We start from the raw sequence: 24,864 nt of genomic DNA, 5'->3' as shown, positions 1-24,864 counted from the left end.
CATTTCCTACGCCATGTCGAAGCGCGCGGCGGCCAAGCGCACCACGCCGGACGAGGTCAGCATGGCCAAGATCGTCCCGGCCACGGCGGCCAACAACGCGGCGGTGGGTGGCAGTTTCATCCCGGCCACGGTGTTCGGCATTCCCGGTGATTCGCTGACCGCCATCGTCATCGGCGTGTTGTTCATGAAGGGGCTGAATCCGGGGCCGACGATCTTCACCGAGAACGCCGACATGATCAACGCGGTGTTCCTGGCGTTCCTGCTGGCCAACATCATGCTGATCCCCTTCGGCTTTCTCGCCATCAAGCTGTTCAAGCGCGTGCTACAGGTACCGCAGAGCATCCTCATGCCGGTGATCCTGGCGTTCTCCATCGTCGGCGCCTTCGCCGTGGAAAACACCCTGTTCGCCATCGTCACCATCCTGGCCTTTGGCATCGTCGGTTTCCTTATGGAGGAGAACGGTTTCCCGCTGGCGCCGATGATTCTCGGCATCGTCCTCGGGCCCATGTTCGAAGAAACCTTTATCACTTCGATGATGCGCGCCCAAGGCGACCTGATGGTGTTCTTCGAACGCCCGGTTTCCCTGACGCTGGCCATCATCACCCTGTCGCTGTGGATGTTGCCGCTGCTGCTGCGCCTGTTGAAGCGTCGCGCCGGCCTCACCCCTCAATCTCCAGCCACTCCCAAAGAGGAATGCACCCAATGAACTTCAACGACCTGCGCGGCAAGCGCGTACTGATCACCGGCTCCACGCTGGGTATCGGCCTGGCCACTGCCCGTGCCTTCGCCAAACTCGGCGCCCATGTCGGCATCACCGCACGCAACACGCCGGCCAATCTCGACGCTCTGCTCAGCGAACTGTCGGCCGATGGCGGCCAGGCCGCGTTCTTTGCTGGCGACCTTGGCAAGACCGACGTCTGCGTGGCTACCGTCGCGGCTTTCGTCGAACGCTTCGGCGGCATCGACGTGCTGATCAACAACGCCGGTGCGCTGCTCGAGCGCCGTGGCCTGGAAAGCATCGACGACGCCTTCTTCGATGCCATGACCGACGTCAACCTGCGCTCGGCACTGATGGTCACCCGCGAAGCCATTCCCCATCTGCGTGCCTCGGCCAAGGCCAGTGGGCAGAGCGCTGCGGTGATCACCACCGGTTCGATCGCCGCTCATGGCGGTGGAGGCCCAGGCGCCAGCCTTTACGCGGCGGCCAAGGCCTGGCTGCACAACATCCAGCGCAACTGGGTGCGTGAATTCACCCCGGCCAATATCCGCTTCAACATCGTCTCGCCGGGCACCGTGGATACCGCCTTCCACGCCGACAAGGACGACGCCGCGCGCGCTGCGGTCAGCACCACCATCCCCATGGGCCGTTTCGGCACACCGGAGGAAATGGCGCCGTCGTATCTGTTTCTTGCCTCGCACGCCTGCAGTGGCTACATCACCGGCCAGGTGCTCGATGTCAACGGCGGGCAGGCCATGCCATGAGCGCGCCGGTCGCTTTCGCCCCAGGGGTGCTGAGCTATGGCGCGCCTATCGGCCTGGAGCAGGCGAGGCATATCGCGGCGGCGGCGGAGTGGGAGGCGCGTGCCAATGGCTGGCCGATGGTGATCGCCGTGGCCGATAGCGGCGGGCACCTGGTGCTGTTGCACAAGCTCGATGAGGCTGCCCTGGGCAGTGTCGAGGTGGCGATCAAGAAGGCGTCCACCGCTGCGCTGTTCAAGCGTTCGACCAAGGGTTTCGAAGAGACCCTGGCCACCGGCGGTGCGGCATTGCGCCTGTTGTCGATGCACAACGCCATTCTGCTGGAAGGTGGCGTGCCGCTGGTGCAGGGCGGCAAGGTCATCGGCGCTATCGGGGTATCGGGCATGCACCCGACCCAGGACGGGCAGGTGGCGCTGGCGGGAGCTGCCGCGCTGGAATAGTCGCAGCGCCCGCGCATGCAAGGTGCGCGGGCGTACTGATACGTCAACAGACTCTAGTCGCGGTTGGCGATCTTCTGCAGGTTTTCGTGGATCTTGAACAGCACGATCATCAGCTCGCACCAGATACGCGCGGCGATGGCGCCACCGATCAGCGTGCCGAGGCCGCCGAGGAAGCTGCCGTAACTGCTGAACATCATCGTCAGGCCGCTGATCGCCACGCTGAGCAGCAATAGCCAGTAGACGAAAGTGATGATTTTCGGGGTGAGCATCGCGTCGAAGAAGAACAGATTCTTCATGGTGTAACTCCAGTCCATGGTGGGGGGGGGCGGGCGGTATCGGTGCCCGCATGCGGCGCAGCGAGCGCTCGAGGCGGCAGAGTAGCAGGCCAGAGCGGCTGCAGCCAGTTAGCGGGAAGTAGCCGTGGCAAAGCATCGTGAAGGGCGTTAGCAGGCTGTTGAAAAACTACCTGCGTTGCCATCGCGGCGTTAAAAACAGGCTCAAAATGCTCATGTACTACTTGTACACTGCGCTTTTTCGCCTATTTTTGTGGGGCCGCCATCGGTATTGCGCTGGCTGCCTCGCTCACGTTTTTCAACGGCCTGTTAGCGTGCTCATCCCGGCTGTCTATCAGAGGATACCAATCCATGCTCAGGCTTCATGGTTTCGCGGTCAGCAATTACTACAACATGGTCAAGCTCGCCCTGCTGGAAAAGGGCCTGCCGTTCGAGGAGGTGGAGGTCTACGCATCCCGTGATGAATCCTTCCTCTCCATCAGCCCGCGCGGCAAGGTGCCGGTATTGCAGACCGACGAGGGCTATATCAGCGAGACCTCGGCGATCCTCGAATACCTCGAAGCATTGGGGCAGGGCGTCGCACTGTTGCCTGAAGGTGCTTTCGCCCAGGCCCGGGTTCGTGCCCTGGCCAAGCACATCGAGCTGTACATCGAGTTACCGGCCCGTGCCTGCTATGCCCAGGCCTTCTTCGGTATGCAGGTAGACGCGGCGATCCTCAAGAAAAGCCGCGACGAACTGCTGGGCGGTATCGATTCGCTCAGGCGCCTGGGGGCGTTCTCGCCCTATGTGGCGGGCGACAGACTGACCCTGGCCGATCTGTACTTCCTGTACAGCATCGACCTGGCTGCTGCCGTTGCGCACAAACTGTTCGAGGTCGACCTGCTGGCGAAACTCCCGCAAGCCAGGGCGCTGCTCGAGCGCTTTGCCAGCAGCCCCAACGTACAGCGCATCGCTGCCGACAAGGAAGCGGCGGTGGGCCCTTTCATGGCCCACATGCAGGCGCGCTTGAAGGGCTGATCAGCCAGCGGCGAAACGGGTCAGTGCTTCGCCGGTGAGGCGGTAGCCGATCCACTCGCTCTGGGGTTTGGCGCCGATGGAGTCGTAGAAGTCGATGGCTGGCTGATTCCAGTCCAGCACCGACCACTCGAAGCGACCGCAGCCACGCGCCACCGCCAGTTTGGCCAGGTGGCGCAACAGCGCCTTGCCGGCGCCGACGCCGCGTTGCTGCGGGGTGACGTAGAGGTCTTCCAGGTACAGGCCGTGCTTGCCCAGCCAGGTCGAGTAATTGAAGAAGTACACTGCGTAGCCGATGGGCTCGCCGTCCCGCTCGCAGATCAGGCCGTGGGCGCTGCTGCCCTCCGCGAACAGGCTGTTCTCGATACCGGCGACGTCGGTCTTGACCTCGTGCTCGGCCTTTTCGTAGATGGCCAGATCGGTGATGAAGCGCAGGATCAGGGCGGCGTCTTCACGCACCGTGGGGCGAATGTTGAGTGGCATCTAGGTCTTCCAGAGGGAATGGATCGTTTTATCGAGTTGTTGCGTCAGCTGGCAGGCTCGTCAGAAAGCGCTCGACGGCCTCGCGTGAATCCAGGCGCAGATAATGGCGGTGAGCCGGTGCGTTGCGCATTTCGTCACCGTAACGCTGCCGGTAGGTGGCATGGCGCGTCCAGGCCCAGGCCAGAATCGACTGCTCGGGTTTGACGCTGAACAGATTGCTCCAGCGTTCGCGGTTGCCGTTCCAGAGCGGCTTGCGCAACGCGATGCGCTTCAGGGTACGTGGCAGCAACTGACGCATCACCGCGGCTCTGGGCAGGTCAAGCCAGATCACCGTGTCCGCCTGCTCGAGGATCTGCGGGCGTACCACGGAATAATTACCTTCCACCACCCAGCCGTCACCTTGCAGGGCATCGGCCACCGCCTGCTGGAACTGCTCCGCGGGCAATGGTTGCCAGCCAGGCTGGTGAAACAGCGCATCCAATTCCACATGGCGATAGCCCAGGCGCTGCGCTAACCGGCGCGACAGCGTGGTCTTGCCCGCACCGGAGCAGCCGACCACCGAGATACGCCGGCCGGGTGTCCAGGTTTGCATTCAGCGCGAAGCGAGCAAGGCTTTGCCACGCTCCACGGCCAGGCGTACCTGGCGCGGTGCGGTGCCGCCGATATGGTCACGGGCGTTGACCGAGCCTTCCAGGGTCAGTACGGCGAACACGTCCTGCTCGATCTGGTCGCTGAACTGGCGCAGCTCTTCGAGGCTCATCTCGGCCAGATCCTTACCGCTGTCCACGCCGTACTTCACCGCATGGCCGACGATTTCGTGGCAGTCGCGGAAGGGCAGGCCCTTGCGCACCAGGTAGTCGGCCAGATCGGTGGCGGTGGAGAAACCACGCAGCGCCGCCTCGCGCATGATGGCGTGCCTGGGCTTGATCGCCGGAATCATGTCGGCGAAGGCACGCAGCGAGTCGCGCAGGGTGTCGGCGGCGTCGAACAGTGGTTCCTTGTCTTCCTGGTTGTCCTTGTTGTAGGCCAGCGGCTGGCCCTTCATCAGGGTCAGCAGGCCGGTCAGCGCACCGAATACGCGGCCGGTCTTGCCACGCACCAGCTCGGGTACGTCCGGGTTCTTCTTCTGCGGCATGATCGAGGAGCCGGTGCAGAAACGATCCGGCAGATCGATGAACTGGAACTGGGCGCTGGTCCATAGCACCAGCTCTTCCGAGAAGCGCGACAGGTGCATCATCGCCACGGCGGCAGCGGCGCAGAATTCGATGGCGAAATCGCGATCCGACACACCGTCCAGGGAGTTGCCGCCCACGGCGTCGAAACCCAGCAGCTCGGCGGTGATTTCACGCTGGATCGGGTAAGTGGTGCCCGCCAGCGCGGCGCTGCCCAGCGGCATGCGGTTGGTGCGCTTGCGGCAGTCGACCAGGCGCTCGTAGTCGCGGCTGAGCATTTCGAACCAGGCCAGCAGGTGGTGGCCGAAGGTCACCGGCTGGGCGGTCTGCAAGTGAGTGAAGCCAGGCATGATGGTTTCGGCTTCGCGCTCGGCCTGCTCCAGCAGGCCCTGCTGCAGGCGGGTGATCTCAGCGAGGATCAGGTCGATTTCATCACGCAGCCACAGGCGGATGTCGGTGGCTACCTGATCGTTGCGCGAGCGGCCGGTGTGCAACTTCTTGCCGGTCACGCCGATGCGGTCGGTCAGGCGCGCCTCGATGTTCATGTGCACGTCTTCCAGATCGACGCGCCAGTCGAAGCTGCCTGCTTCGATTTCACCCTGGATCTGCTTGAGGCCGTCGATGATCGCATCGCGCTCGGCATCGGTCAGCACGCCCGCCTTGGCCAGCATGGTGGCGTGGGCGATGGAGCCCATGATGTCGTGGCGGTACAGGCGTTTGTCGAATTCCACCGAGGCGGTGAAGCGGGCGACGAAGGCATCGACGGGTTCACTGAAGCGGCCGCCCCAGGACTGATTGGTTTTTTCGTTGCTCATGAGTTTGGCTCGGCTGTATGCAGGTGCGGACGGGCCGGAAGCTTCCGGCTCGACGGAAAATTGCGTTGATGATAACAGACCCTAAGCCGTGCGCAGTGGCCTGGAGGAGTGTCGGGCAGGTCACAATTTCATCAGTCGCAACGCATTTGGGTGGGTTATTTCGCCCGCTTGCGATGGGGTCTCTTGCCGGTTCCGGGGCGCGCGCGGAAACTGCGGCGATGAACAGGAATCGCAAGACCTCGCCCCCCTCCGCCCCCGACGATTTCTTCGTGCCGGAACTGTGTCAGCCCGAAGCGCTGCTCAGCACCGTGCTGCTCGCGGAGCTGCTGGTGCTCGTGCTGGTGCTCGCCGAGCCGATGCTGCCCGGTTTCGACTGGGTGCGCCTGGCGCTGACCTCGCTGTTCGTGCAGTGGATCGTACTGTTGTCGTCGGCGCTGCTGTGCCGCTTGCGGCCGCTGCTCGCACGGTTGCAGGCGATGTGGGCCGGAGCGGCATGCTGCGCCCTGGTCGTCGGTCTTACCCTGGGCTGTACGGCAGTCGCCGATTACTACGACCTCGGCGGACCGCTGCCTCACGATGGCGAGGTGAACCTGTACCTGCGGCATGCCTTGATCAGCCTGATCATGTCGGCGCTGTTGCTGCGCTATTTCTACCTGCAGAGCCAGTGGCGGCGCCAGGAGCAGGCCGAATTGCGTGCGCGCATCGAATCGCTGCAGGCGAGGATCCGCCCGCATTTCCTGTTCAACAGTTTGAACAGCATCGCCAGCCTGGTTGTCACAGATTCTGCTAGGGCAGAACAGGCGGTGCTGGATCTTTCCGACCTGTTCCGGGCAAGCCTGGCCAGGCCCGGTAGTCTCGTAAGCTGGAACGAGGAACTGGAGCTGGCGCAGCGCTACCTGTCGATCGAGCACTATCGGCTCGGCGAGCGACTACAGTTGCAGTGGGAAGTTGATGATGTACCCGCTGATTTACCCATTCCCCAGCTGACTCTGCAGCCGCTGCTGGAGAATGCCTTGATCTACGGTATCCAGCCACGTATCGAAGGGGGACTGGTGCAGATATCAGCCAATTACATCGATGGCGTATTCCATCTCAGCGTCAGCAACCCATACGAGGACGGTGGCATGCCTCTGGCCTCGCGCGGAACCCATCAGGCGCTGGCCAATATCGACGCACGTCTTGCGGCACTTTTCGGTTCGCAAGCCAATCTCAGTGTGGAGCGTCGTGATGGCCGTCACTACACCCGTCTACGCTACCCATGTGCAAGACCCATGCAGGAAGCCAGATCATTATGAATGTCTTGATCGTCGATGACGAACCCCTTGCCCGAGAGCGCTTGAGCCGCATGGTTGCCGCGCTGGAGGGTTATCGTGTTGTCGAGCCCTCTGCGAGCAATGGTGAAGAGGCACTCGCTCTGGTCGAGAGCCTCAAACCCGATGTCGTGCTGCTCGATATCCGCATGCCGGGCCTCGATGGCCTGCAAGCCGCTGCCCGGCTCTGCGAGCGCGAAGCACCGCCTGCAGTGATCTTCTGCACGGCTCATGATGAGTTTGCCATAGAGGCGTTCGAGGTCAGTGCCGTAGGCTATCTGGTCAAACCGGTACGCCCCGAGCACCTCGAGAAAGCGCTGAAAAAGGCCGAGCGCCTCAACCGCGTGCAACTGGCTGCGCTCACCCGCCCTGCCGCGGAAAGCGGTGTCGGCCCGCGCAGCCATATCAGCGCCCGCACCCGCAAAGGTATCGAGCTGATCCCGTTGGATCACGTGATCTACTTCATCGCCGACCACAAGTACGTGACCCTGCGTCACGAGGGTGGCGAGGTGCTGCTGGACGAGCCGCTCAAGGCGCTGGAGGACGAATTTGGTGATCGCTTCGTGCGCATCCACCGCAACGCTCTGGTGGCCCGTGAGCGCATCGAGCGGCTGCAGCGCACGCCGCTCGGGCACTTCCAGCTCTACCTCAAGGGGCTCAATGGCGATGCGCTCGTGGTCAGCCGCCGTCATGTGGCGGGGGTGCGTAAGCTGATGAACCACCTTTGAGCGGCAAGCTTCAAGCCACAAGCTTCAAGTAAGAGCGCAAAAGCAGAAGCTTGCTGCGATCATGAGGTTCCGGCCACGCTAGCTTGCAGCTTGCAGCTTGCAGCTTGCAGCTGTAGTTGCCTGTTATCATCGGTGGCAATTGGTTTTCTGGAATTGTCCCATGCCCCGCGAAATCCGCATCGCTACTCGCAAGAGCGCCCTGGCCCTGTGGCAGGCCGAACACGTCAAGGCACGTCTCGAACAGGCCCATCCGGGGCTACAGGTGAGCCTGGTGCCGATGGTCAGCCGCGGCGACAAACTGCTCGACGCGCCGCTGGCGAAGATCGGTGGCAAGGGATTGTTCGTCAAGGAACTGGAAACCGCGCTGCTGGAAAACCAGGCCGACATCGCCGTGCATTCGATGAAGGACGTGCCCATGGATTTCCCCGAAGGCCTGGGCCTGTACTGCATCTGCGAGCGCGAAGACCCGCGCGATGCCTTCGTCTCCAACCATTTCGACAGCCTCGATACGCTCCCTGTCGGCAGTGTGGTCGGCACTTCCAGTCTGCGCCGCCAGGCGCAACTGCTGGCTCGTCGTCCCGATCTGAAAATCCAGTTCCTGCGCGGCAACGTCAACACCCGTCTGGCCAAGCTGGATGCCGGTGAGTACGACGCCATCATTCTCGCCGCTGCCGGGCTGATTCGTCTGGGCTTCGAAGCGCGTATCCGCGACTCCATCAGCGTCGAACAGAGCCTGCCAGCGGGCGGTCAGGGAGCGGTCGGTATCGAGTGCCGGGTCGATGATATCGAACTGCAGGCGTTGCTGGCGCCGCTCAATCACAGCGAAACCGCGCTGCGGGTCAGCGCCGAACGGGCCATGAACAAGCGCCTGAACGGCGGCTGCCAGGTGCCTATTGCCTGCTATGCGATTCTCGAAGGCGAGCAGCTGTGGTTGCGCGGCCTGGTCGGCGAACCGGATGGCAGCCGTTTGCTGCGTGCCGAGCAGCGCGGTGTCGCAGAGGATGCCGAGCGCCTGGGCGTCGAAGTGGCCGAAGCCTTGCTGGTTCAAGGTGCAGGCACGATCCTGCAGGCCATTTACGGCGAGGCCGCTGTCGAGTGAGTGGCTGGCGCCTGCTGCTGACACGTCCTGAGCAGGAATGCCAGGCGCTGGCCGCGGCTCTCGGCAAAGACGGCATCCGTGGCGTCTGCCTGCCGCTGTTGAGCATCGAACCTCTGCCGGAAACCCCGCAGCAAAGCGCAATCATCTGTGAACTGCACCGCTACACGGCGGTGATCGTGGTGAGCAAACCGGCTGCCCGTTTCGGCCTCGACCTGCTCGATCGTTACTGGCCGCAGCCCCTTTCCGATCAGCCCTGGTTCAGCGTTGGCGCGGGAACCGGGCAGATTCTCGCTGATTACGGGCTACCGGTATCCTGGCCGAGCGGCGGGGACGACAGCGAGGCCTTGCTGGCGTTGCCCGCGCTGCAGGCGGCTCTGCAGGAAGCCCTGTTTCCGCGGGTGCTGATCATTCGTGGCGAAGATGGCCGCACATTGCTCGCCGAGCGCTTGCAGAGCCAGGGCGTCGAGGTCGACTATCTGCCAGTCTATCGTCGCGTGCTGCCGGATTACCCTGCCGGTACCCTGCAGAGACTATTACAGGTGGAACGCCTGAATGGGCTGGTGGTCAGCAGTGGGCAGGGCCTGATGCATCTGCGCCAACTGGCGATGGATGACTGGTTACAGCTGGCGCAACTACCCTTGTTCGTACCGAGTCCGCGAGTTGCCAGCATGGCCCGCGAACTGGGTGCGCTGAATGTTGTGGATTGTCGTGGTGCTGATACCGCGGCGTTGTTGGCGGCCTTGCGTGCGCAGGCTTCGCCCGACTTGTGAAGCAAAGGATGGATACGTGAGCGAAGCGACTACCCCGAAAGAGCAGGAGCAGCCTGTACAACCCGCCCTCGAATCTTCTCCGGTTGCCGGTGAAGCCAGGCCCGCCTCACGGGGCTCTGCACTGGCGGCGGTGGCCCTGTTGGTCGGTGCGATCGGCGTCGCTGTCGGTGGCTGGAGTGTCTGGCAACTGCGAACCCTGGAGACCGGAGCGCAGCAGCAGTCAGGCCAGCTAGAAGAGGCACGCAGCCAGACTCAGGCGCTGTCGCAACGTACCAACAGCCTGAGCGAGCGTTTCGAACAACTGCCGACGGTGCAGGAGCTCGAAGAACGTCGCCGTCTGGTCGCCCAGTTGCAGGGTGACCAGCAATTGCTCAACCAGCGTCTGGAAACCGTGCTCGGCGCCAGCCGTCAGGACTGGCGCCTGGCCGAAGCCGAGCACCTGCTGCGCCTGGCCAGTCTGCGGTTGTCGGCGCTGCAGGACACCAACAGCGCCACCGCGCTGGTGCAGGCGGCCGACGAGATTCTCCGCGACCAGGATGACCCGGCGGCGTTCGCAGCCCGCGAGCAGTTGGCCAAGAGCCTGGAGGCGCTGCGCTCGACCGACAACCCGGATCGTACCGGGCTGTTCCTGCAACTGGGTGCCCTGCGCGAGCAGGCATCGCAACTGAACTCGCTGAACCCCAAGTTCGTCGCCGATGGCGGTGTGCTCGGCGAACTGGCTGCAGACAGCGAGCCAGGCACCTGGTGGAGCCACGGGCTGCAGACGCTGTCGCAGTACTTCCGCCTGGATTTCAATGCCGATCAGAACGTGCGCCCGCTGCTCGCCGGACAGAGTCTGACCCAGGTGCGCCTGGCCCTGAGCCTCGCGCTCGAGCAGGCGCAATGGGCGGCGCTGCATGGCGAGACCCAGGTCTATCGTCAGGCGCTGCAACAGGCTGGCGAGGTGCTGGACGCCAACTTCAATCGTGACAACCCGGACAGCCGTGCCCTGCGCACGCGGGTCGGCGAGTTGGTCGACAAGCCCATCGAAATCGAGGTGCCCGAGCTGACCCAGTCGCTCAATGCGGTGCAGGCCTACATCGAGCACAAGCACTCGGCACGTGAGCGTCTGAAGGATGCGCCGAGCGATGAGGCGCTCGGCAACGAGGAGGGGCGTCCATGAAGCGCGTTTACCTGCTGCTGCTCGCCCTGGTGGTGATCGGTGGGCTGGCGCTGCTTGGCCTGGCCATCTCCGAGCACAAGGGCTATGTGCTGTTCGCCTACCAGGGTTTCCGCTACGAATCGACCCTGTGGGCATTCGTGCTGCTGATCGTGGCGGTCTGGCTGGCGCTCTGGCTGTTGCGCCTGGTCGTTCGCGCGTTGCTGACTTCGCTCGGGCTGGTCAATCCATGGTCGCGCCTGCACCGTGAACGGCGTGTGCGCAGTGCATCCGAGCATGGCTTTCAGGAGTTGATCGAGGGTCGCTGGGCCAAGGCCCAGACACACCTGAGCCGGATTGCACGGAACGAGCCACGACCACTGATTCACTACCTCGGCGCCGCGCGCGCTGCCCACAATCTTGAGCACTACGAAGAGAGCGATGCGTTGCTGGCCGAGGCGCTGGAACGTCAGCCGAACGCCGAGCTGGCCATCGCTCTGACCCATGCCGAACTGCAGTTGGCGCGTGGGCACGTCGAAACGGCCCAGGAGACCCTGCTGGTGATGCATGAGCGTCATCCACGCAACCCGCAGGTTCTGCGCCAATTGCAGCAGTTGTATGTGCTGCGCGGTGATTGGCACGCGCTGTTGAAATTGCTGCCGGTACTGCGCAAGGAAAAAGCCCTGGGCCCCGCCGAGCTGATGGCGCTGGAGCGCCGTGCCTGGCGCGAGTATCTGACGGACATCGACCTGAACGCTGCCGATGAAAGCGCACTGCCTTCTCTGGCACAGGCCTGGGAGCGACTGTCTCCCAACCTGCGCGGTGAGCCCGAGCTGCTTGCCGTGTATGCCGATCGCCTGCGCATGCTGGGGGCCGAGCCCGGTGCCGAGGAACTGCTCAACAAAGCGCTGAATCGTGAGTACGACAGCCGCCTGGCGCGCCTTTATGGTCTGCTGCACGGTCGCGACCCGGCCAGGCAACTGCAGGCTGCCGAGGGCTGGCTGAAACAGCATCCCGATGATGCTGGGCTGCTGCTGACTCTGGGCCGGCTGAGTTTGCAAAACCAGCTGTGGGGCAAGGCCCGGGAGTACTTCGAGAGCAGCCTGACGTTCGAGCGTCATCCGGAAACCTGTGCCGAGCTGGCACGACTGCTCGCGCAGTTGGGTGAGGTAGAACGCAGTAACCGTTTGTTTCAGGAAGGCCTTGGTCTGCTCGACCGTCGCCTGAGCGGTCAGGTCGCCAGCGTTCCCGCCGTACCGCCCGCTGATCCGCAGTACGCGGGTGCCGGCAGCTAGTCGTTTTTCCCTGCGCCGGCCCCTGGTCGGCGTTTATGACGAGCTGTCTTGAAGGCTTGGGTGGTCGAGCATAACCTGAGTCGAAATGAGTGGTCGGACTGCCATGCGAATCATGCTAGTGTCCAGACTCGGCTGCGCGTTCAGGGATCGAGGCGTGATGCTTTCGTCGTTATCGGTGTACGAGCAGGGCTCACATCAAAACGGCAGCAGAGGAATACTGCCGATAGGGCGGTCAGCCAACTTCCGATTCGCAGTGGCGACAATTTGCTGAACGATAGTCGTTGCCCGAATGCCTACAGGAAATACCGATAAGGGAGGAAGATCACCATGCTCGAAAGTTGCCAGAATGCACAGGAGCGATGGGGCGGCGTACACCTGTTGATCGATCGCTGGTTGCAGGAACGCGCGGAACTGATCAAGGCCTACGCAGCCATCGATGATGTCAGCGACAAGGCCGTCATGCAGCGTTTCTGCGAAATCCTCGTCGACTACGTTTCCGCCGGGCATTTCGAGGTTTACCAGCAGCTCACCGAAGAGGCTCGAGCGTTCGGTGACCAGCGCGGTCTTGAGCTGGCCAAACAGATCTATCCGCGCCTTGAAGTGATCACTGAAGCCGCACTGACGTTCAATGATCGCTGCGATGAAGGCGATTGTGGTGACATCGAGGCAGTCAGTGCCGAACTCAAGCGTCTTGGTCAGATGCTGCACGAGCGTTTCGAGCTCGAAGACTGTCTGATCGAAGTGTTGCACACCGCCCACAAGCAGCAGGCTACCGCCGCCGCTGTATGACATTCGGCGCCGCGACTTGTCGCGGCGCTGTTGTCTCCCTCATCTGTATGCAGATGTGCGTTACGAGCACGTTACGCATGTGCTTGCAAAGCGCCTCTAGCGGGCGCAAATTCACACGTCTAGTATGGCTTCAACTCATCCGCCAGGAGGCGCGTCATGTCGGCCACGAAAAACGTGAAAAAGAAATCGGTCACCACTCCTTTGCATTTGCTTCAACAACTGTCCGGAAGTTTGCTCGAGCATCTCGAAAGTGCTTGCTCGCAGGCCTTGGTCGATGCCGAAAAAGTGCTCGCCAAACTGGAGAAACAGCGCGGTGGTGCGCAGGAAAAACTGCACAAGGCTCGCGGTAAACTGCAAGCTGCGGCTGCTGCAGGCAAGGCCAAGGCGCAGTCCAAGGCCAAGTCCGTTGTCGACGAACTGGAAGGTGTGCTGGATGCACTGCAGGCTCGCCAGAGCGAAACCCGTCAGTACATCGTTCAGCTCAAACGTGATGCGCAAGAGAGCCTGAAACTGGCGCAGGGCGTCGGTAAGGTTCGCGAGGCTGCCGGCAAGGTTCTGTCCAGCCGCAGCAAGACTGCCGCCAAACCAGCCGCTAAAGCCGTCGCGAAACCTGCAGCTGCCAAGTCAGTTGCCAAAGCCGCTGCCGCCAAACCAGCCACTAAAGCCGCTGCGAAATCCGCTGCCGCCAAACCGGCCGCGAAAACCGCCGCGAAGCCGGCAGCCGCCAAATCGGCTGCTACCGCTGCCGCCAAACCAGCCGCTAAAGCCACAGCGAAACCCGCTGCCGCCAAGCCAGCCGCCAAAGCCGCCGCGAAGCCAGCAGCCACTAAACCGGCTGCTACCGCTGCCGTCAAACCAGCCGCTAAAACTGCAGCAAAACCCGCTGCCGCCAAGCCAGCTGCCAAAGCCGCCGCGAAGCCAGCAGCCGCCAAACCGGCTGCTACCGCTGCCGCCAAACCAGCCACTAAAGCCGTAGCGAAACCCGCTGCCGCCAAGCCGGCCGCCAAAGCCGCCGCGAAGCCGGCAGCCGCCAAATCGGCTGCTACCGCTGCCGCCAAACCAGCCGCTAAAGCCACAGCGAAACCCGCTGCCGCCAAGCCAGCTGCCAAAGCCGCCGCGAAGCCAGCAGCCACCAAACCGACTGCTACCGCTGCCGCCAAACCAGCCGCTAAAGCTGCAGCAAAACCCACTGCCGCCAAGCCAGCTGCCAAAGCCGCCGCGAAGCCAGCAGCCACTAAACCGGCTACTACCACTGCCGCCAAGTCAGCCCCTAAAGCTGCACCGAAGCCTGCTGCCAGCAAACCTGCTGCGGCCGAAAAGCCTGCCGTCGCAGCATCCCCTGCCGCGAGCAAGCCAGCCAATGAGCCGACCGCGACACCGACTCCTGCCGCTAGTCCTACCAATGGTGTGACACCGCCTAGCGCCAACTGATCCAGGCGCTATGAAGTCTGCGGACACTCCTGAATGGAGTGCCCGCAGACTGTCTTCAGCGAGTGCAAGGCTCGTGTCGATTCGACTGCTCCGTTCCCTTCTTCTTTGCGGCAACCCGGGTGTCATACGGTCGCGCCGATTAGTATGTGTATTCTAGTTTTCCTCGTTAGGGTGTTTTGCAAGCCTGTGCTGCACAGGCCATCTCTCATGTAACTGCGAGGTGCACCATGTCGAACGCTACCGTCAGGAAGAAAACGCTTGCCGATACCACACTCGTTGTCGTGAGCGACGCGCCGTCCTATGCCCGAAAGGTGTGGTTGGCCGGTTTGGGCGTGTACGCCAAGGCGGGGCAGGAAGGCCTCGATTACCTTCGAGAACTGATCCGCCTCGGCGCAGAAGCGGAACAGCGAGGCAAGAAGCAGGTCAATGAACAAGTCGAGGCGGCCAATGGCCAAATCGACGGAGTCAAAAGCAGAGTGTCCGTCGTGAAGAATAAGGTCGCCGCGCGCATCGAGAAGATCGAGCAGGCCTTCGACTCTCGCGTGGCAGGCGCCCTCAACCGGCTCGGCATTCCCGCTCGACAGGATATCGAAGCCCTGTCTGCTAAGCTGGATGAGCTGAGTGCGTTGCTCGAGCATGTCGCGCGTACCAAATAAGGAGAGCAGGATGGCTGTCAAAAAGAAATCCGAGAAACAGACCAGCTCGTGGATCGGCGAGGTTGAAAAGTACTCGCGACAGATCTGGTTGGCGGGCTTGGGCGCATACTCCAAGGTCAGCAAGGACGGCACCAAGCTGTTCGACACTCTGGTCAAGGATGGCGAGAAGGCCGAGAAGACGGCCAAGGGCAACGTGGATAAGCAGGCCGATGCGGTGAAGTCGTCGGTTGATTCCACGGTCGGCAGTGCCAAGTCCCGCGTCGATGAGGTCAAGGGCAAGGCGATTGGCAAGTGGGGCGAGCTTGAAGAGGCATTCGACAAGCGCCTGAACAACGCGATTTCGCGCTTGGGTGTGCCGAGCCGTAACGAGGTCAAGTCGCTAAACGACAAGGTCGATCTGCTGACCAAGCAGCTTGAAGCCCTGACGGGCGTTTCCACCAAGGTGGTTGCCAAGCCGGCTGCGAAGCCCGCTGCAAAAAGCACCGCTGCCAAAGCTGCCAGTAAACCCGCTGCTACCAAGGTTGCCGCTAAACCTGCAGCCGCCAGCAAAGCTGCAAGCAAGCCTGCGGCAAAACCGGCTGCCAAACCTGCCGCCAAAGCGGTAGCAGCCAAACCCGCGGCGGCGAAGAAAGCCACGGCAGGTAAAACAGCAGCGGCCAAGCCTGCGGCGACCAGCAAGAGCCCTTCCAAACCTGCGGCCAAGCCAGCGCTGAAATCGGCGTCGAAACCAGCCGCCAAGGCTGTGAGCAAACCCGCTGCGACGAAACCCGCTGTGAAGAAACCTGCGGCAGCCAAGGCCGCACCGGTTGCGCCTGCAACGCCTGTCAGCACTCCGCTGCCGAATGCAGCGCCGTCTGCCGCCGCAACACCAACCTCGAGCAATCAGTCCTGAGGCTGCACTGCGTGACGAAAACGCCCGACCCTGTGTCGGGCGTTTTCATTTCAGGCCGAGGCATCTCTCAGATAGCTGCGTGCCAATAACTCGGTGGTTTGACGGGCCCCGTCCTGTAGGTGCGGCGCGACCAGCATCATCACCTGGTAAACCACCAGCCTGCTGTCGGCATGCTGGGCGACGATGCGTTGGTAATCTTGAGAGAACAACAGGGTCAGTACGATCTGCTCTACCAGTTGTTCCAGGGCGTAGTCATCGCTGTCGAGCTCGTTCTGCTGCTTGAGACGCATCAGCAGGGTGGTGAGCGTGCGTCTGAGCTTGCCAAGCCACAGGCGCATGCCGTGGGCCAGTTTGGGCAGGCGGCCGCTGAGGTGGGAAAGATCCTGGAAGAGAAAGCGATAGGCCGACATGCCCTCGGCAATCAGATGCAGAAACAGCCAGTAGTCCTGGGCGTCGAGATCGGCCTCGGCAGGCGGCGCGAGCAGTGTTGAAAGCGTCGCCTGGAACTGTTCGAACAGCGTCAGGATCAGCGGCTCCTTGCCATGAAAGTGGTAGTACAGGTTGCCAGGGCTGATGCCCAGCTCGTTGGCGATTTCCAGCGTCGATACGTTCGGCTCGCCCCGCTCGTTGAACAGCTGCAGAGTGGTTTCCAGGATGCGCTCACGGGTCTTCATCCCGATCAGCGCACCCGCACGTAAGTGCCGGGTGCGGCGTCCAGCGGCGGGTAATCGGCATTGCCCAGGGGCATCTGGGTGTCGCGCTGAGCGCCGGAGCGTTGCTGAATCCACTCCAGCCACCGTGGCCACCAACTGCCCTGGGTCTGTTCGGCATCATGGTGCCAGGCGCGTGGATCCAGGCTGAGTTCGCTGTTCTTCAGGTAATTGGATTTTTGGTTGCCCGGCGGGTTGAGGATGCTCTGGATGTGACCTGCGTTGGAGAGCACGAACTGGCGCTCACCACCGAGCAGCAGTACCGAACGGTAGACCGCGTCCCAGGGAGTGATGTGATCGTTGCGGCCGGCGACACTGAAGCTGTCGACCGTGATCTTGCGCAGGTCGATGGGAGTTCCGCAGACGTCGAGCCCACCGCTGCGCACCATCGGGTTGTCTTTGAAAAAGTCGATCAGATCGCCGTGAAACGCCGCAGGCAGGCGTGTGCTGTCGTTGTTCCAGTAGAGAATATCGAAGGCAGGCGGCTGTTTGCCCAGCAGGTAGTTGTTGACCCAGTAGTTCCAGATCAGGTCGTTGGGGCGCATCCAGGCGAATATCCTGGCCATTTCCCGGCCGTCCAGCACGCCTTTCTGGTAGGAGCGACGCTTGGCATTCTCCAGGGTCTGCTCATCGGCGAAAAGCATCGCGGGGCCATCGATCCGACTGTCCAGCAGACTAACCAGGTAGGTGCTGCAGCCAACCTTGCGCAACTGCTTTTTCGCCTGCAGGTGGCCCTGTAGCGCGGCGATGCTCAGGCCGCCTGCGCAGGCGCCGAGCAGGTTGACCGATTTGCTGCCGCTGATGGCTTGGCAGGCTTGCATGGCTTGCTCGATGGCTTCGGCGTAACTCGACAATCCCCAGTCGCGGTGGCGTACATCCGGGTTGCGCCAACTGATGATGAATGTGCGCAGGCCATTTTTCAGCGCGTACTGGACGAAGCTCTTGTCCGGGCTCAGGTCGAATACGTAGTACTTGTTGATTTGCGGCGGCACGATCAGCAGCGGCTTGGCGTACTGCTTTTCGCTCATGGGGCGATACTGGATCAACTCCAGCATTTCGTTGCGATATACCACCGCGCCGGGTGTGCTGGCGATGTTGCGGCCGATTTCGAAAGCTTGCCTGGTGACCTGGCTGGGCAGCCCGTCGTTGTTCAGCAGGTCATCGAACAGATGGCCGAGGCCTTTGATCACACTACCGCCACCGGTGTTGAACAGCTCCTTGAGCGCCAGTGGATTGAGCAGGCTGTTGGAGGGTGAGAAGGCATCACCGATCAGCGAGGAGATGAAGCGTGCACGACTGCGCTCATCCGCGCTCAGATCGCTTTCATCGATCCAGCTATCCAGCTGTTTCTGCCAGGCCAGGTAGGCTTGCAGGCTGCGCCGGTAGAAGGGGTTGTGCTGCCAGGTCGGGTCGGCGAAACGCGCATCCTTGGGATTGACGCTATGCAGGTCGTCGCCGAGCAGGATGCGCCCGATCTGCCCGCCCAGTTGCAGGACGTGACGTGCGCTGTGCACTGGCTGCCTGAGGCCTTGCAAGGCAAGCGTGCGCACGGTGGAGAACAGGTCGCGACCGCGCAGGCCGACCACGGCATTCTGTGCATTCAGCGCACGGGGCGAATGGGGCAGACCCTCGGTACGACGCTTGTCTGGCATGGCAACACTCCGTTGTCTGGGCTCTGCTGATTGATCAATGGCACCATTCGACTCTTCACAGTAGTACAGGAATGCCGACGCGTTACCTTTCCTGCCCTGGGCGTTACGGCTGGCCGCGAACCACCGTGACGTTTTGCGGGTGCATCACGGCGGGTTGCCGTTCCTCGGCGAGAAATTTCATGATGATCGGCGCCACCACCTCGGCCCGGGTCACCAGAAACAAGTGGCCGTCGTCGATCACGTGCAGTTCGGAGTTGGGAATGCGCCAGGCCAGCAGGCGCATGTTGAGCAGCGGAATGATCGGGTCATCGTCGCCGGCCAGCACCAGCGTCGGTTGGCGGATCTTGTGCAGCCAGTGGATGCTGGTCCAGCCCATGCCGGCGAACAGTTGCCAGTAGTAACCCAGCTTGCCGCCCGAGCGCACCTTGCTGGCATGGGCCAGGGCGAGCTTGGGATCGCGGCGGAAAGCGCCGCCGTAAATGTCTGCGGCGATATGCACGCCATAGGACGGTTGCAGGTAGCGGCGAGGGCTTGCCATACGCCAGAGCACCCTGGGCTTGCCCGGAATCATCACCGCGCCGGCGGACGTCGCCGCCAGCACCAGCTTCTTGCAGCGTTCCGGGTAATCGCGGGCGAATTGCTGAGCCAGGGCGCCACCCCAGGACACACCGATGACATTGACCTGGCCGTAGTCCAGGTAATCGAGCATGCGGGCGGCCAGCTTGGCCAGGCCGGGGAACCGGTAGGGGATGCTCGGTGTAGAGGAACCGCCTACGCCGGGAACGTCGAAGGCGATGATTTCCAGATCCTTGTCCAGCGCGCGGACGAAGGGCATCACCAACTCGAGGTTGGCACCGATGCCGTTGAAGATCAGCAGCGGCACCTTGTCGGGGCTGCCGGCCCGCACGGCGGTACGGATGGTCTGACCATCCAGGGCGATGGTGCGGAACACGAAGGATAGTGACATGTGGCAACCTCTGTCAGTGATCGTCGCCGGTGACCTCGCCCGGGTAGGCCATCGCGATAACCTATCGTTCAGCGTTCGTGGACATAGGTGCCAGGCGCGGCCTCGCCGGAGGGATAACGCTTGTTGCCCAGCTTGCTCGGTGCCTTCTTGCTTTCCCCGGAGCGAGCGACCAGCCATTTCTGCCAATGCAGCCACCAGGAATCGGTGTGCTTGGTCGCGTCTTCCTGCCAGGCCTTGGGGTCGGTCGGCATGTCGGGATTGGTCATGTAACGCGCCTTGGGATTGCCTGGCGGGTTGAGGATACTCTGGATGTGGCCGCTGCTGGACAGCACGAATTCGCACTGGCCGCCGAACAGCCGGGCCGACTTGTAGCAGGATGTCCACGGGGTGATGTGGTCGTTGCTGCCCGCCACCACGTAAGCGTCGCAGGTCACCTGGCCGAGGTCGACCGGCGTGCCGCACACTTCGAGGCCACCCGCGCGGGTCAGCGGATTGGTCTGGAACATCTCGATGAATTCGCCGTGCAAGGCGGCTGGCAGGCGCGTGGTGTCGTTGTTCCAGTAGAGGATGTCGAACACCGGCGGCTCGTTGCCGAGCAGGTAGTTGTTGACCCAGTAATTCCAGATCAGGTCATTGGGGCGCATCCAGGCGAATACCTTGGCCATGTCGCTGCCTTCCAGCACGCCGGCCTGATAGGAGCGGCGCTTGGCCGCTTCCAGAGTCTGCTCGTCGGCGAACAGCGCGAACTGGCTGTCGAGCCGGGTATCCAGCACGCTGACCAGCAGCGTCTGGGCATGAATCCTGTGTTCGCCCAGAGCTGCGTAATGGCCCAGCAACGAGGCGGTGGTGGCGCCGCCGGAGCAGGCGCCGAGCACGTTCAGGTCGGTGCTGCCGGTAATCGCGCAGACTACCTCGACGGCTTCCTTGAGCGCCTCGATATAGGTCGACAGACCCCATTCGCGCTGTGCCTTGGTCGGGTTGCGCCAACTGACGATGAAGGTCTGCACATGGTTGCGCAGCAGAAAGCGCGCCAGGCTTTTTTCGGGCGACAGGTCGAACACGTAGTATTTGTTGATCTGTGGTGGTACCACCAGCAACGGCCGCTTGAAGACCTGCTCGGTAACCGGACGATACTGGATCAGCTCCAGCACATCGTTGCGAAATACCACGGCGCCTTCGGTGGTGGCGACGTTCTTGCCAACCTCGAAGGCCTTCATGTTGACCTGGCTGGGCATGCCGCCGTTGTTCACCAGATCCTTGGCCATGTGCGAGAGACCGTCGAGCAGACTCTTGCCGCCGGTTTCGAAGAAGCGTTTGACCGCTGCCGGATTGGCCATGGTGTTGCTCGGTGCCATGGCTTCGGTCATCAGGTTGATGACGAAGTGGCCGCGACTGACATCCTGCTCGGACAGCGAGCTGTGTTCGACCCAGTCGTGCAACTCCTTGCGCCAGGCCAGGTAGGTTTGCAGGTAGCGGCGGTAGAGCGGATTCTGGCTCCATGCCGGATCGTTGAAGCGGCGGTCATTGTCATCGGGTTGCAGCTGCGACTGGCCGAGCAGCACATTCTTCATCTCGACGCCGAGGTGCGCTACATGGCGGGCGCTGTGCAGGGGCTGGCGGATGGCCTGGGTCAGTACCAGGCGGGCGGAAGTGAGCAGATCCCTGCCGCGTATGCCGATGACCGGGTTGAGCCCCAGCGTGCTTTTCGACGGCTTGTACTTCAGGTCATCGTTCTGCTTTTCACTCATCGACAACGCTCCCTTTTCCCCACGACGGGCAGGCGTTCGTTGCGGGCAACGGCGCTGTAGCTGTCGAGGTTTGCGGTTGGCAGTGCTAGTGGCGTTTGCGGCATCCAGAGGATGGCGGGCGAACCTGAATTACTTTGCTCACCCGAGTTTAGACGTTAGCGCAAGTTGGGCCAGTAGCGATGAGAGAGTAGCGTTGATCGCGGGTGCGTCAGAGCATCAGGCGCACTATCGATTCGTTGGGGTCGCGGGATTTGCCGGCGGCAGCGAGGGCGGCTAGATAGTCACGCCACAGGTCGTCCTGGCGTAGCGCCAGTTGATGGAGGTAGTCCCAACTGAACAGCCCACTGTCGTGGCCGTCGTCGAAGGTCAGCTTGAGGGCATAATTGCCGGCGGGTTCGATGCCGATCAGCGCGACATTGAGTTTTCCCGTCTGCAGAATCGGTTTGCCATGCCCCTGCACCTCGGCCGACGGCGAATGCACGCGCAGAAACTCGGCCGGCAGCTTGTAGCTGTCGTTGCCGTATTGCAGTTCCAGCGTGCGAGACGCCTTGTGCAGCTTGATCGAGGTGGGGATAAGCATGACGGAAGCTCCAAGCTGCAAGCTCCAAGCCGCAAGAAGAGCCGAAGCAAAGGGGCTTCTGACTTGGAGCTTGCCGCTTGCCGCTGCTCTCAGAGGATATAGCGCGACAGGTCTTCGTCTTCCGCCAGCTCGCCGAGGTGGCTGTTGACGTAGGCCGCATCGATACGGATGACCTCGCCATTCTGCTGGCCAGCCAGATCGCCGGCACTGAAGGATACCTCCTCCAGCAGACGTTCCAGCAGGGTGTGCAGGCGACGGGCGCCGATGTTCTCGGTCTTCTCGTTGACCTGCCAGGCGATCTCGGCCAGACGCTTGATGCCGTCTTCGGCGAATTCCACGCCCAGGCCTTCGGTCTGCAGCAGTGCCACATACTGCTCGGTGAGCGAGGCGTGGGGTTCGCTGAGGATGCGCTCGAAATCTTCCGGCGACAGCGCCTTGAGCTCGACACGGATCGGCAGGCGTCCCTGCAGTTCCGGCACCAGATCGCTCGGCTTGCTGAGATGGAAAGCACCGGATGCGATGAACAGGATATGGTCGGTCTTGACCATGCCCAGCTTGGTGTTGACGGTGCAGCCCTCGATCAGCGGCAGCAGGTCGCGCTGTACCCCTTCGCGGGAAACGTCGGCACCGCCGGCATTGGCGCGCTTGGCCACCTTGTCGATTTCGTCGATGAACACGATGCCGTGTTGCTCGACCGCCTCAAGGGCCTTGGCCTTGAGTTCTTCCTCGTTGACCAGGCGCCCGGCTTCTTCTTCGCGCACCAGCTTCAGCGCGTCCTTGACCTTGAGCTTGCGGCTCTTTTTCTTGCCTTTGCCCATGTTGGAGAACAGGTTCTGCAACTGGCTGGTCATTTCTTCCATGCCGGGCGGGGTCATGATTTCGATGCCGGCGGGGCTGTCGGCCACTTCGATCTCGATTTCCTTGTCATCCAGCTGGCCTTCACGCAGGCGCTTGCGGAACAGCTGACGGGTATTGGAGTCGCCCGACGCCGCTTCCTCGGCAAAGCCATTGCGTGCCGGCGGCAGCAGGGCATCGAGAATACGGTCTTCGGCGGCGTCTTCGGCGCGATGACGCACGCGCAGGATTTCCTGCTCGCGGAGCATCTTCACGGCGGCGTCGGCCAGGTCGCGGATGATCGATTCCACGTCACGGCCGACGTAGCCGACCTCGGTGAACTTGGTGGCTTCCACTTTCAGGAAGGGCGCATTGGCCAGTTTGGCCAGGCGCCGGGCGATCTCGGTCTTGCCGACCCCGGTCGGGCCGATCATCAGGATGTTCTTGGGCGTCACTTCGGCGCGCAGTTCCAGCGGCAGCTGCATGCGCCGCCAGCGGTTGCGCAGGGCGATGGCTACGGCGCGCTTGGCGTCATCCTGGCCGATGATGTGGCGGTTGAGTTCGTGGACGATCTCGCGGGGTGTCATGGACATGAGCGGGCTCCGATCAGGACTGGGCTCAGATAGCCGAGTCCAGCTCCTCGATGGTCAGATTCTGATTGGTGAAGACGCAGATGGAACCGGCGATTTTCAAGGCGGTTTCGGCGATCTCGCGCGCGTCGAGCTCGTCGCTGCCTTTCTGCAGCAGCGCCAGGGCCGCGGCCTGGGCGAAGCCGCCACCGGAGCCCATGGCGATCAAACCGTGCTCGGGTTCGACCACGTCACCATTGCCGGTGATGATCAGTGAGGCGTCCTTGTTGGCCACGGCCAGCATGGCTTCCAGACGGCTCAGGGAGCGGTCGGTACGCCAGTCCTTGGCCAGTTCGACGGCGGCGCGTACCAGATGGCCCTGGTGTCTTTCCAGTTGCGACTCGAAACGTTCGAACAGGGTGAAGGCATCGGCGGTGGCACCGGCGAAACCGGCGATGACCTGACCGTGGTACAGGCGGCGAACTTTTTTCGCATTGCCTTTCATCACGGTATTGCCGAGGGAAACCTGGCCGTCGCCACCCATGACGACTTTACCGTGGCGGCGGACTGAAACGATGGTAGTCAAGGGCGTGCTCCTTCGGCAGCTCCGGGGTTGACCTGTTATATGGGGATAGATTGCGTGAGGTTCAAGCCGGGTGGCATGAACGGTAGGAAAACGACCCTGCCTGATGGCTGGACTTGGCTGGCCGCCGTTTCGTGACGGGTGGCTGGAGCAAGGCGTAAGCAGACGTAGGGTGGATCGGGGCGCGTAGCTGACGCTCTTTTCATCACCATGCGATCGTAGAGCGGTGGACGGGTCGGGCCGCGTAGTAGGTGAAGCGCCGTCCACAGCCCGCCGCGACCTCGGCAGGATGGGTGAAACCCATCAATTACCGATGGGGTTCACCCATCCTGCGACCGTCCGCTTTCGCCTTTTTACGGTTGTAGGGTGGGTGGTGCCGCTTCGTGTCTGTCCTCACGGGGGCTGACGGCGAAGCGGGTGCGGTAGCGGCGGGCGAAGTAGGACGCCGACTCGAAACCGCAGGCCAACGCCACCTCGAGCACGCTCATGTCGCTCTGGCGCAGCAGCTGGCGCGCCTTGTCCAGGCGCACGCCAAGATAGAAGGTGACGGGCGTGGTGCTCAGGTGCTGACGAAACAGGCGCTCCAGCTGCCGTGGAGTGATACCGACCGCGCCGGCCAGTTCACCCGGCGAGCGGGGCGCTTCGGTACTGCGTTCCATCTCACCAACTACCTGTACCAGCTTGCGGTTATGAATACCGTAGCGGCTGGTGATCTGCATGCGCTGGTGATCGAGGCGCGTGCGAATGCGCCCAAGCACGAACTGCTCGGACACCTGGATCGAAAGCGGCTCGCCATGGTCGCGGCCGATCAGCCCGAGCATCAGGTCGAGGCTGCTGGTGCCGCCGGCACTGGTGATGCGCTGGCCATCGATCTCGAACAGCTCCTGGGTCGGTTGCAGCTGTGGATAACGTTCGCGAAAGGCATCCAGTGCTTCCCAGTGCAGGGTGAAGCGTTGGCGTGGTTCCAGCAGCCCGGCTTCGGCCAGCACGAAGCTGCCGGTGTCGATGCCGCCCAATACCCGGCATTCTCGCTCCGCCCGACGCAGGCGGCTCGCCAGCTGCGCCGTGAAACCTGCCAGCGGGTCGAAGCCGGCAACCACGAACAGGCTGGTGTCCGTCAAGGCGCCGTCCAGGGCGCCGTCGACATTGAGCGACATGCCGTTGCTGGCCTGCACGGCCTGGCCATCGTCACTGAGCAGGCGCCAGCTGTAGTGCGGGGCGTGAAAGCGATTGGCGACCCGCAACGGCTCGATGGCAGACATCAGCCCCATCATCGAAAAACCGGGCAGCAGGAGAAAGCAGAAGCTATGCGACATGGCGGAATCCCCCGCGTGTGGAGTCCGCATCTAACGGCAGGTACGCCGATGGATCAAGTCGTTATGATCCTTTTTTATGTCGATATAGTTCGAATTGCTTG

26 protein-coding genes are annotated in these 24,864 nt (G+C 62.5%); 14 read left to right on the top strand and 12 right to left on the bottom strand.

Translation table 11 applies throughout. The features are described from left to right. From DNK10_RS24710 to DNK10_RS24700, 3 genes are all read left to right on the top strand, one after another. On the top strand, positions 1-706 hold a 706-nt coding region (locus tag DNK10_RS24710), incomplete at its 5' end, for a tripartite tricarboxylate transporter permease (RefSeq protein ID WP_208738867.1). Then, the gene (locus DNK10_RS24705) at positions 703-1,482 is read left to right on the top strand and encodes an SDR family NAD(P)-dependent oxidoreductase (protein ID WP_131178251.1); all 780 of its coding nucleotides are present in this window, start codon (positions 703-705) and stop codon (positions 1,480-1,482) included. The genes DNK10_RS24710 and DNK10_RS24705, both read left to right, overlap by 4 nt. After that, entirely contained in the window at positions 1,479-1,919 is a 441-nt protein-coding gene (locus tag DNK10_RS24700) for a GlcG/HbpS family heme-binding protein (protein ID WP_131193380.1), read from the top strand. Before DNK10_RS24705 ends, DNK10_RS24700 begins: the two co-directional genes overlap by 4 nt. A gap of 53 nt (positions 1,920-1,972) precedes the next feature. Here DNK10_RS24700 and DNK10_RS24695 read toward each other — a convergent pair whose 3' ends face one another. Continuing rightward, positions 1,973-2,215 (bottom strand): DUF4282 domain-containing protein, encoded by a 243-nt coding sequence (locus DNK10_RS24695; RefSeq protein ID WP_131178249.1) that lies wholly within the window; start codon positions 2,213-2,215, stop codon positions 1,973-1,975. A gap of 348 nt (positions 2,216-2,563) precedes the next feature. On the opposite strand from DNK10_RS24695, the gene DNK10_RS24690 reads away from it, so the two are divergent. Beyond that, a complete protein-coding gene (locus DNK10_RS24690) occupies positions 2,564-3,229 on the top strand; it encodes a glutathione S-transferase family protein (protein ID WP_131193379.1) in 666 nt (221 codons plus the stop codon). Here DNK10_RS24690 and DNK10_RS24685 read toward each other — a convergent pair whose 3' ends face one another. From DNK10_RS24685 to argH, 3 genes are read right to left on the bottom strand one after another with little or no spacing between them, the layout of a single operon-like run. Next, complete coding sequence (locus tag DNK10_RS24685; RefSeq protein WP_131193378.1) at positions 3,230-3,709, bottom strand: GNAT family N-acetyltransferase; 480 nt, start codon at positions 3,707-3,709, stop codon at positions 3,230-3,232. A 28-nt stretch (positions 3,710-3,737) separates the two neighbouring features. Then, on the bottom strand, positions 3,738-4,301 hold the full coding sequence (locus tag DNK10_RS24680) for a shikimate kinase (protein WP_131193377.1): 564 nt from the start codon (positions 4,299-4,301) through the stop codon (positions 3,738-3,740). Then, the gene (argH, locus tag DNK10_RS24675) at positions 4,302-5,696 is read right to left on the bottom strand and encodes an argininosuccinate lyase (RefSeq protein WP_131193376.1); all 1,395 of its coding nucleotides are present in this window, start codon (positions 5,694-5,696) and stop codon (positions 4,302-4,304) included. Positions 5,697-5,914: 218 nt separating this feature from the next. Here argH and DNK10_RS24670 point away from each other — a divergent pair, with 218 nt between their 5' ends. The 10 genes from DNK10_RS24670 (at position 5,915) to DNK10_RS24625 (ending at position 15,804) form a co-directional block, all read left to right on the top strand. Then, positions 5,915-6,991 (top strand): sensor histidine kinase, encoded by a 1,077-nt coding sequence (locus DNK10_RS24670; protein WP_131193375.1) that lies wholly within the window; start codon positions 5,915-5,917, stop codon positions 6,989-6,991. Further along, complete coding sequence (locus DNK10_RS24665) at positions 6,988-7,734, top strand: LytR/AlgR family response regulator transcription factor (RefSeq protein ID WP_131193374.1); 747 nt, start codon at positions 6,988-6,990, stop codon at positions 7,732-7,734. The genes DNK10_RS24670 and DNK10_RS24665 overlap by 4 nt, the downstream gene beginning before the upstream one ends. A 160-nt stretch (positions 7,735-7,894) precedes the next feature. Continuing rightward, positions 7,895-8,833, top strand: a complete 939-nt coding sequence (gene hemC, locus DNK10_RS24660; protein WP_131178242.1) for a hydroxymethylbilane synthase — start codon at positions 7,895-7,897, stop codon at positions 8,831-8,833. Then, on the top strand, positions 8,830-9,603 hold the full coding sequence (locus DNK10_RS24655) for a uroporphyrinogen-III synthase (RefSeq protein WP_131193373.1): 774 nt from the start codon (positions 8,830-8,832) through the stop codon (positions 9,601-9,603). The genes hemC and DNK10_RS24655 overlap by 4 nt, the downstream gene beginning before the upstream one ends. Before the next feature lie 16 nt (positions 9,604-9,619). Then, on the top strand, positions 9,620-10,765 hold the full coding sequence (locus DNK10_RS24650; protein ID WP_131193372.1) for a uroporphyrinogen-III C-methyltransferase: 1,146 nt from the start codon (positions 9,620-9,622) through the stop codon (positions 10,763-10,765). Further along, positions 10,762-12,036 (top strand): heme biosynthesis HemY N-terminal domain-containing protein, encoded by a 1,275-nt coding sequence (locus DNK10_RS24645; RefSeq protein WP_131193371.1) that lies wholly within the window; start codon positions 10,762-10,764, stop codon positions 12,034-12,036. Before DNK10_RS24650 ends, DNK10_RS24645 begins: the two co-directional genes overlap by 4 nt. 327 nt (positions 12,037-12,363) lie before the next feature. After that, entirely contained in the window at positions 12,364-12,825 is a 462-nt protein-coding gene (rsd, locus tag DNK10_RS24640) for a sigma D regulator (protein WP_131193370.1), read from the top strand. Positions 12,826-12,981: 156 nt separating this feature from the next. Next, positions 12,982-14,256, top strand: a complete 1,275-nt coding sequence (locus DNK10_RS24635; protein WP_131193369.1) for an AlgP family protein — start codon at positions 12,982-12,984, stop codon at positions 14,254-14,256. Between the two features lie 227 nt (positions 14,257-14,483). Then, positions 14,484-14,912 (top strand): phasin family protein, encoded by a 429-nt coding sequence (locus tag DNK10_RS24630; protein ID WP_131193368.1) that lies wholly within the window; start codon positions 14,484-14,486, stop codon positions 14,910-14,912. 10 nt (positions 14,913-14,922) lie between these two features. Then, a complete protein-coding gene (locus DNK10_RS24625) occupies positions 14,923-15,804 on the top strand; it encodes a phasin family protein (protein WP_131193367.1) in 882 nt (293 codons plus the stop codon). Positions 15,805-15,854: 50 nt separating this feature from the next. Here DNK10_RS24625 and DNK10_RS24620 read toward each other — a convergent pair whose 3' ends face one another. The 8 genes from DNK10_RS24620 to DNK10_RS24585 form a co-directional block, all read right to left on the bottom strand. Further along, positions 15,855-16,478, bottom strand: a complete 624-nt coding sequence (locus tag DNK10_RS24620; protein ID WP_131193366.1) for a TetR/AcrR family transcriptional regulator — start codon at positions 16,476-16,478, stop codon at positions 15,855-15,857. A gap of 5 nt (positions 16,479-16,483) precedes the next feature. Continuing rightward, positions 16,484-18,166 (bottom strand): class II poly(R)-hydroxyalkanoic acid synthase, encoded by a 1,683-nt coding sequence (gene phaC / locus DNK10_RS24615; RefSeq protein WP_131193365.1) that lies wholly within the window; start codon positions 18,164-18,166, stop codon positions 16,484-16,486. 103 nt (positions 18,167-18,269) lie between these two features. After that, entirely contained in the window at positions 18,270-19,133 is an 864-nt protein-coding gene (gene phaZ, locus DNK10_RS24610) for a poly(3-hydroxyalkanoate) depolymerase (protein WP_131178232.1), read from the bottom strand. A gap of 68 nt (positions 19,134-19,201) precedes the next feature. Continuing rightward, positions 19,202-20,881, bottom strand: coding sequence for a class II poly(R)-hydroxyalkanoic acid synthase (gene phaC, locus DNK10_RS24605; protein WP_131193364.1), 1,680 nt, complete (start codon positions 20,879-20,881; stop codon positions 19,202-19,204). A gap of 208 nt (positions 20,882-21,089) precedes the next feature. Further along, positions 21,090-21,461 (bottom strand): gamma-butyrobetaine hydroxylase family protein, encoded by a 372-nt coding sequence (locus tag DNK10_RS24600; protein ID WP_131193363.1) that lies wholly within the window; start codon positions 21,459-21,461, stop codon positions 21,090-21,092. Between the two features lie 89 nt (positions 21,462-21,550). Then, entirely contained in the window at positions 21,551-22,888 is a 1,338-nt protein-coding gene (gene hslU / locus DNK10_RS24595) for an HslU--HslV peptidase ATPase subunit (protein ID WP_131193362.1), read from the bottom strand. 25 nt (positions 22,889-22,913) lie between these two features. Continuing rightward, positions 22,914-23,450 (bottom strand): ATP-dependent protease subunit HslV, encoded by a 537-nt coding sequence (gene hslV / locus DNK10_RS24590; protein WP_131193361.1) that lies wholly within the window; start codon positions 23,448-23,450, stop codon positions 22,914-22,916. A gap of 350 nt (positions 23,451-23,800) precedes the next feature. Next, positions 23,801-24,763 (bottom strand): GlxA family transcriptional regulator, encoded by a 963-nt coding sequence (locus DNK10_RS24585; protein ID WP_131193360.1) that lies wholly within the window; start codon positions 24,761-24,763, stop codon positions 23,801-23,803. Positions 24,764-24,864: the final 101 nt, after the last annotated feature.

Origin of the sequence: Phytopseudomonas daroniae, assembly GCF_004327275.1 — a bacterium.
In the GTDB taxonomy this organism is placed as follows: Bacteria; Pseudomonadota; Gammaproteobacteria; order Pseudomonadales; family Pseudomonadaceae; genus Aquipseudomonas; species Aquipseudomonas daroniae.
This window is presented reverse-complemented; position numbering and strand designations above follow the sequence as displayed.

Coding starts and splice junctions, on each gene's coding strand:
- DNK10_RS24705 (WP_131178251.1), top strand. CDS start 703: ATGAACTTCAACGACCTGCGCGGCAAGCGCGTACTGATCACCGGCTCC.
- DNK10_RS24685 (WP_131193378.1), bottom strand. CDS start 3,709: ATGCCACTCAACATTCGCCCCACGGTGCGTGAAGACGCCGCCCTGATC.
- DNK10_RS24645 (WP_131193371.1), top strand. CDS start 10,762: ATGAAGCGCGTTTACCTGCTGCTGCTCGCCCTGGTGGTGATCGGTGGG.
- DNK10_RS24630 (WP_131193368.1), top strand. CDS start 14,484: ATGTCGAACGCTACCGTCAGGAAGAAAACGCTTGCCGATACCACACTC.
- phaC (WP_131193364.1), bottom strand. CDS start 20,881: ATGAGTGAAAAGCAGAACGATGACCTGAAGTACAAGCCGTCGAAAAGC.
- DNK10_RS24620 (WP_131193366.1), bottom strand. CDS start 16,478: ATGAAGACCCGTGAGCGCATCCTGGAAACCACTCTGCAGCTGTTCAAC.
- DNK10_RS24695 (WP_131178249.1), bottom strand. CDS start 2,215: ATGAAGAATCTGTTCTTCTTCGACGCGATGCTCACCCCGAAAATCATC.
- DNK10_RS24670 (WP_131193375.1), top strand. CDS start 5,915: ATGAACAGGAATCGCAAGACCTCGCCCCCCTCCGCCCCCGACGATTTC.
- phaC (WP_131193365.1), bottom strand. CDS start 18,166: ATGCCAGACAAGCGTCGTACCGAGGGTCTGCCCCATTCGCCCCGTGCG.
- rsd (WP_131193370.1), top strand. CDS start 12,364: ATGCTCGAAAGTTGCCAGAATGCACAGGAGCGATGGGGCGGCGTACAC.
- DNK10_RS24700 (WP_131193380.1), top strand. CDS start 1,479: ATGAGCGCGCCGGTCGCTTTCGCCCCAGGGGTGCTGAGCTATGGCGCG.
- DNK10_RS24665 (WP_131193374.1), top strand. CDS start 6,988: ATGAATGTCTTGATCGTCGATGACGAACCCCTTGCCCGAGAGCGCTTG.
- DNK10_RS24680 (WP_131193377.1), bottom strand. CDS start 4,301: ATGCAAACCTGGACACCCGGCCGGCGTATCTCGGTGGTCGGCTGCTCC.
- DNK10_RS24690 (WP_131193379.1), top strand. CDS start 2,564: ATGCTCAGGCTTCATGGTTTCGCGGTCAGCAATTACTACAACATGGTC.
- DNK10_RS24600 (WP_131193363.1), bottom strand. CDS start 21,461: ATGCTTATCCCCACCTCGATCAAGCTGCACAAGGCGTCTCGCACGCTG.
- phaZ (WP_131178232.1), bottom strand. CDS start 19,133: ATGTCACTATCCTTCGTGTTCCGCACCATCGCCCTGGATGGTCAGACC.
- DNK10_RS24635 (WP_131193369.1), top strand. CDS start 12,982: ATGTCGGCCACGAAAAACGTGAAAAAGAAATCGGTCACCACTCCTTTG.
- DNK10_RS24625 (WP_131193367.1), top strand. CDS start 14,923: ATGGCTGTCAAAAAGAAATCCGAGAAACAGACCAGCTCGTGGATCGGC.
- DNK10_RS24585 (WP_131193360.1), bottom strand. CDS start 24,763: ATGTCGCATAGCTTCTGCTTTCTCCTGCTGCCCGGTTTTTCGATGATG.
- hslU (WP_131193362.1), bottom strand. CDS start 22,888: ATGTCCATGACACCCCGCGAGATCGTCCACGAACTCAACCGCCACATC.
- hemC (WP_131178242.1), top strand. CDS start 7,895: ATGCCCCGCGAAATCCGCATCGCTACTCGCAAGAGCGCCCTGGCCCTG.
- argH (WP_131193376.1), bottom strand. CDS start 5,696: ATGAGCAACGAAAAAACCAATCAGTCCTGGGGCGGCCGCTTCAGTGAA.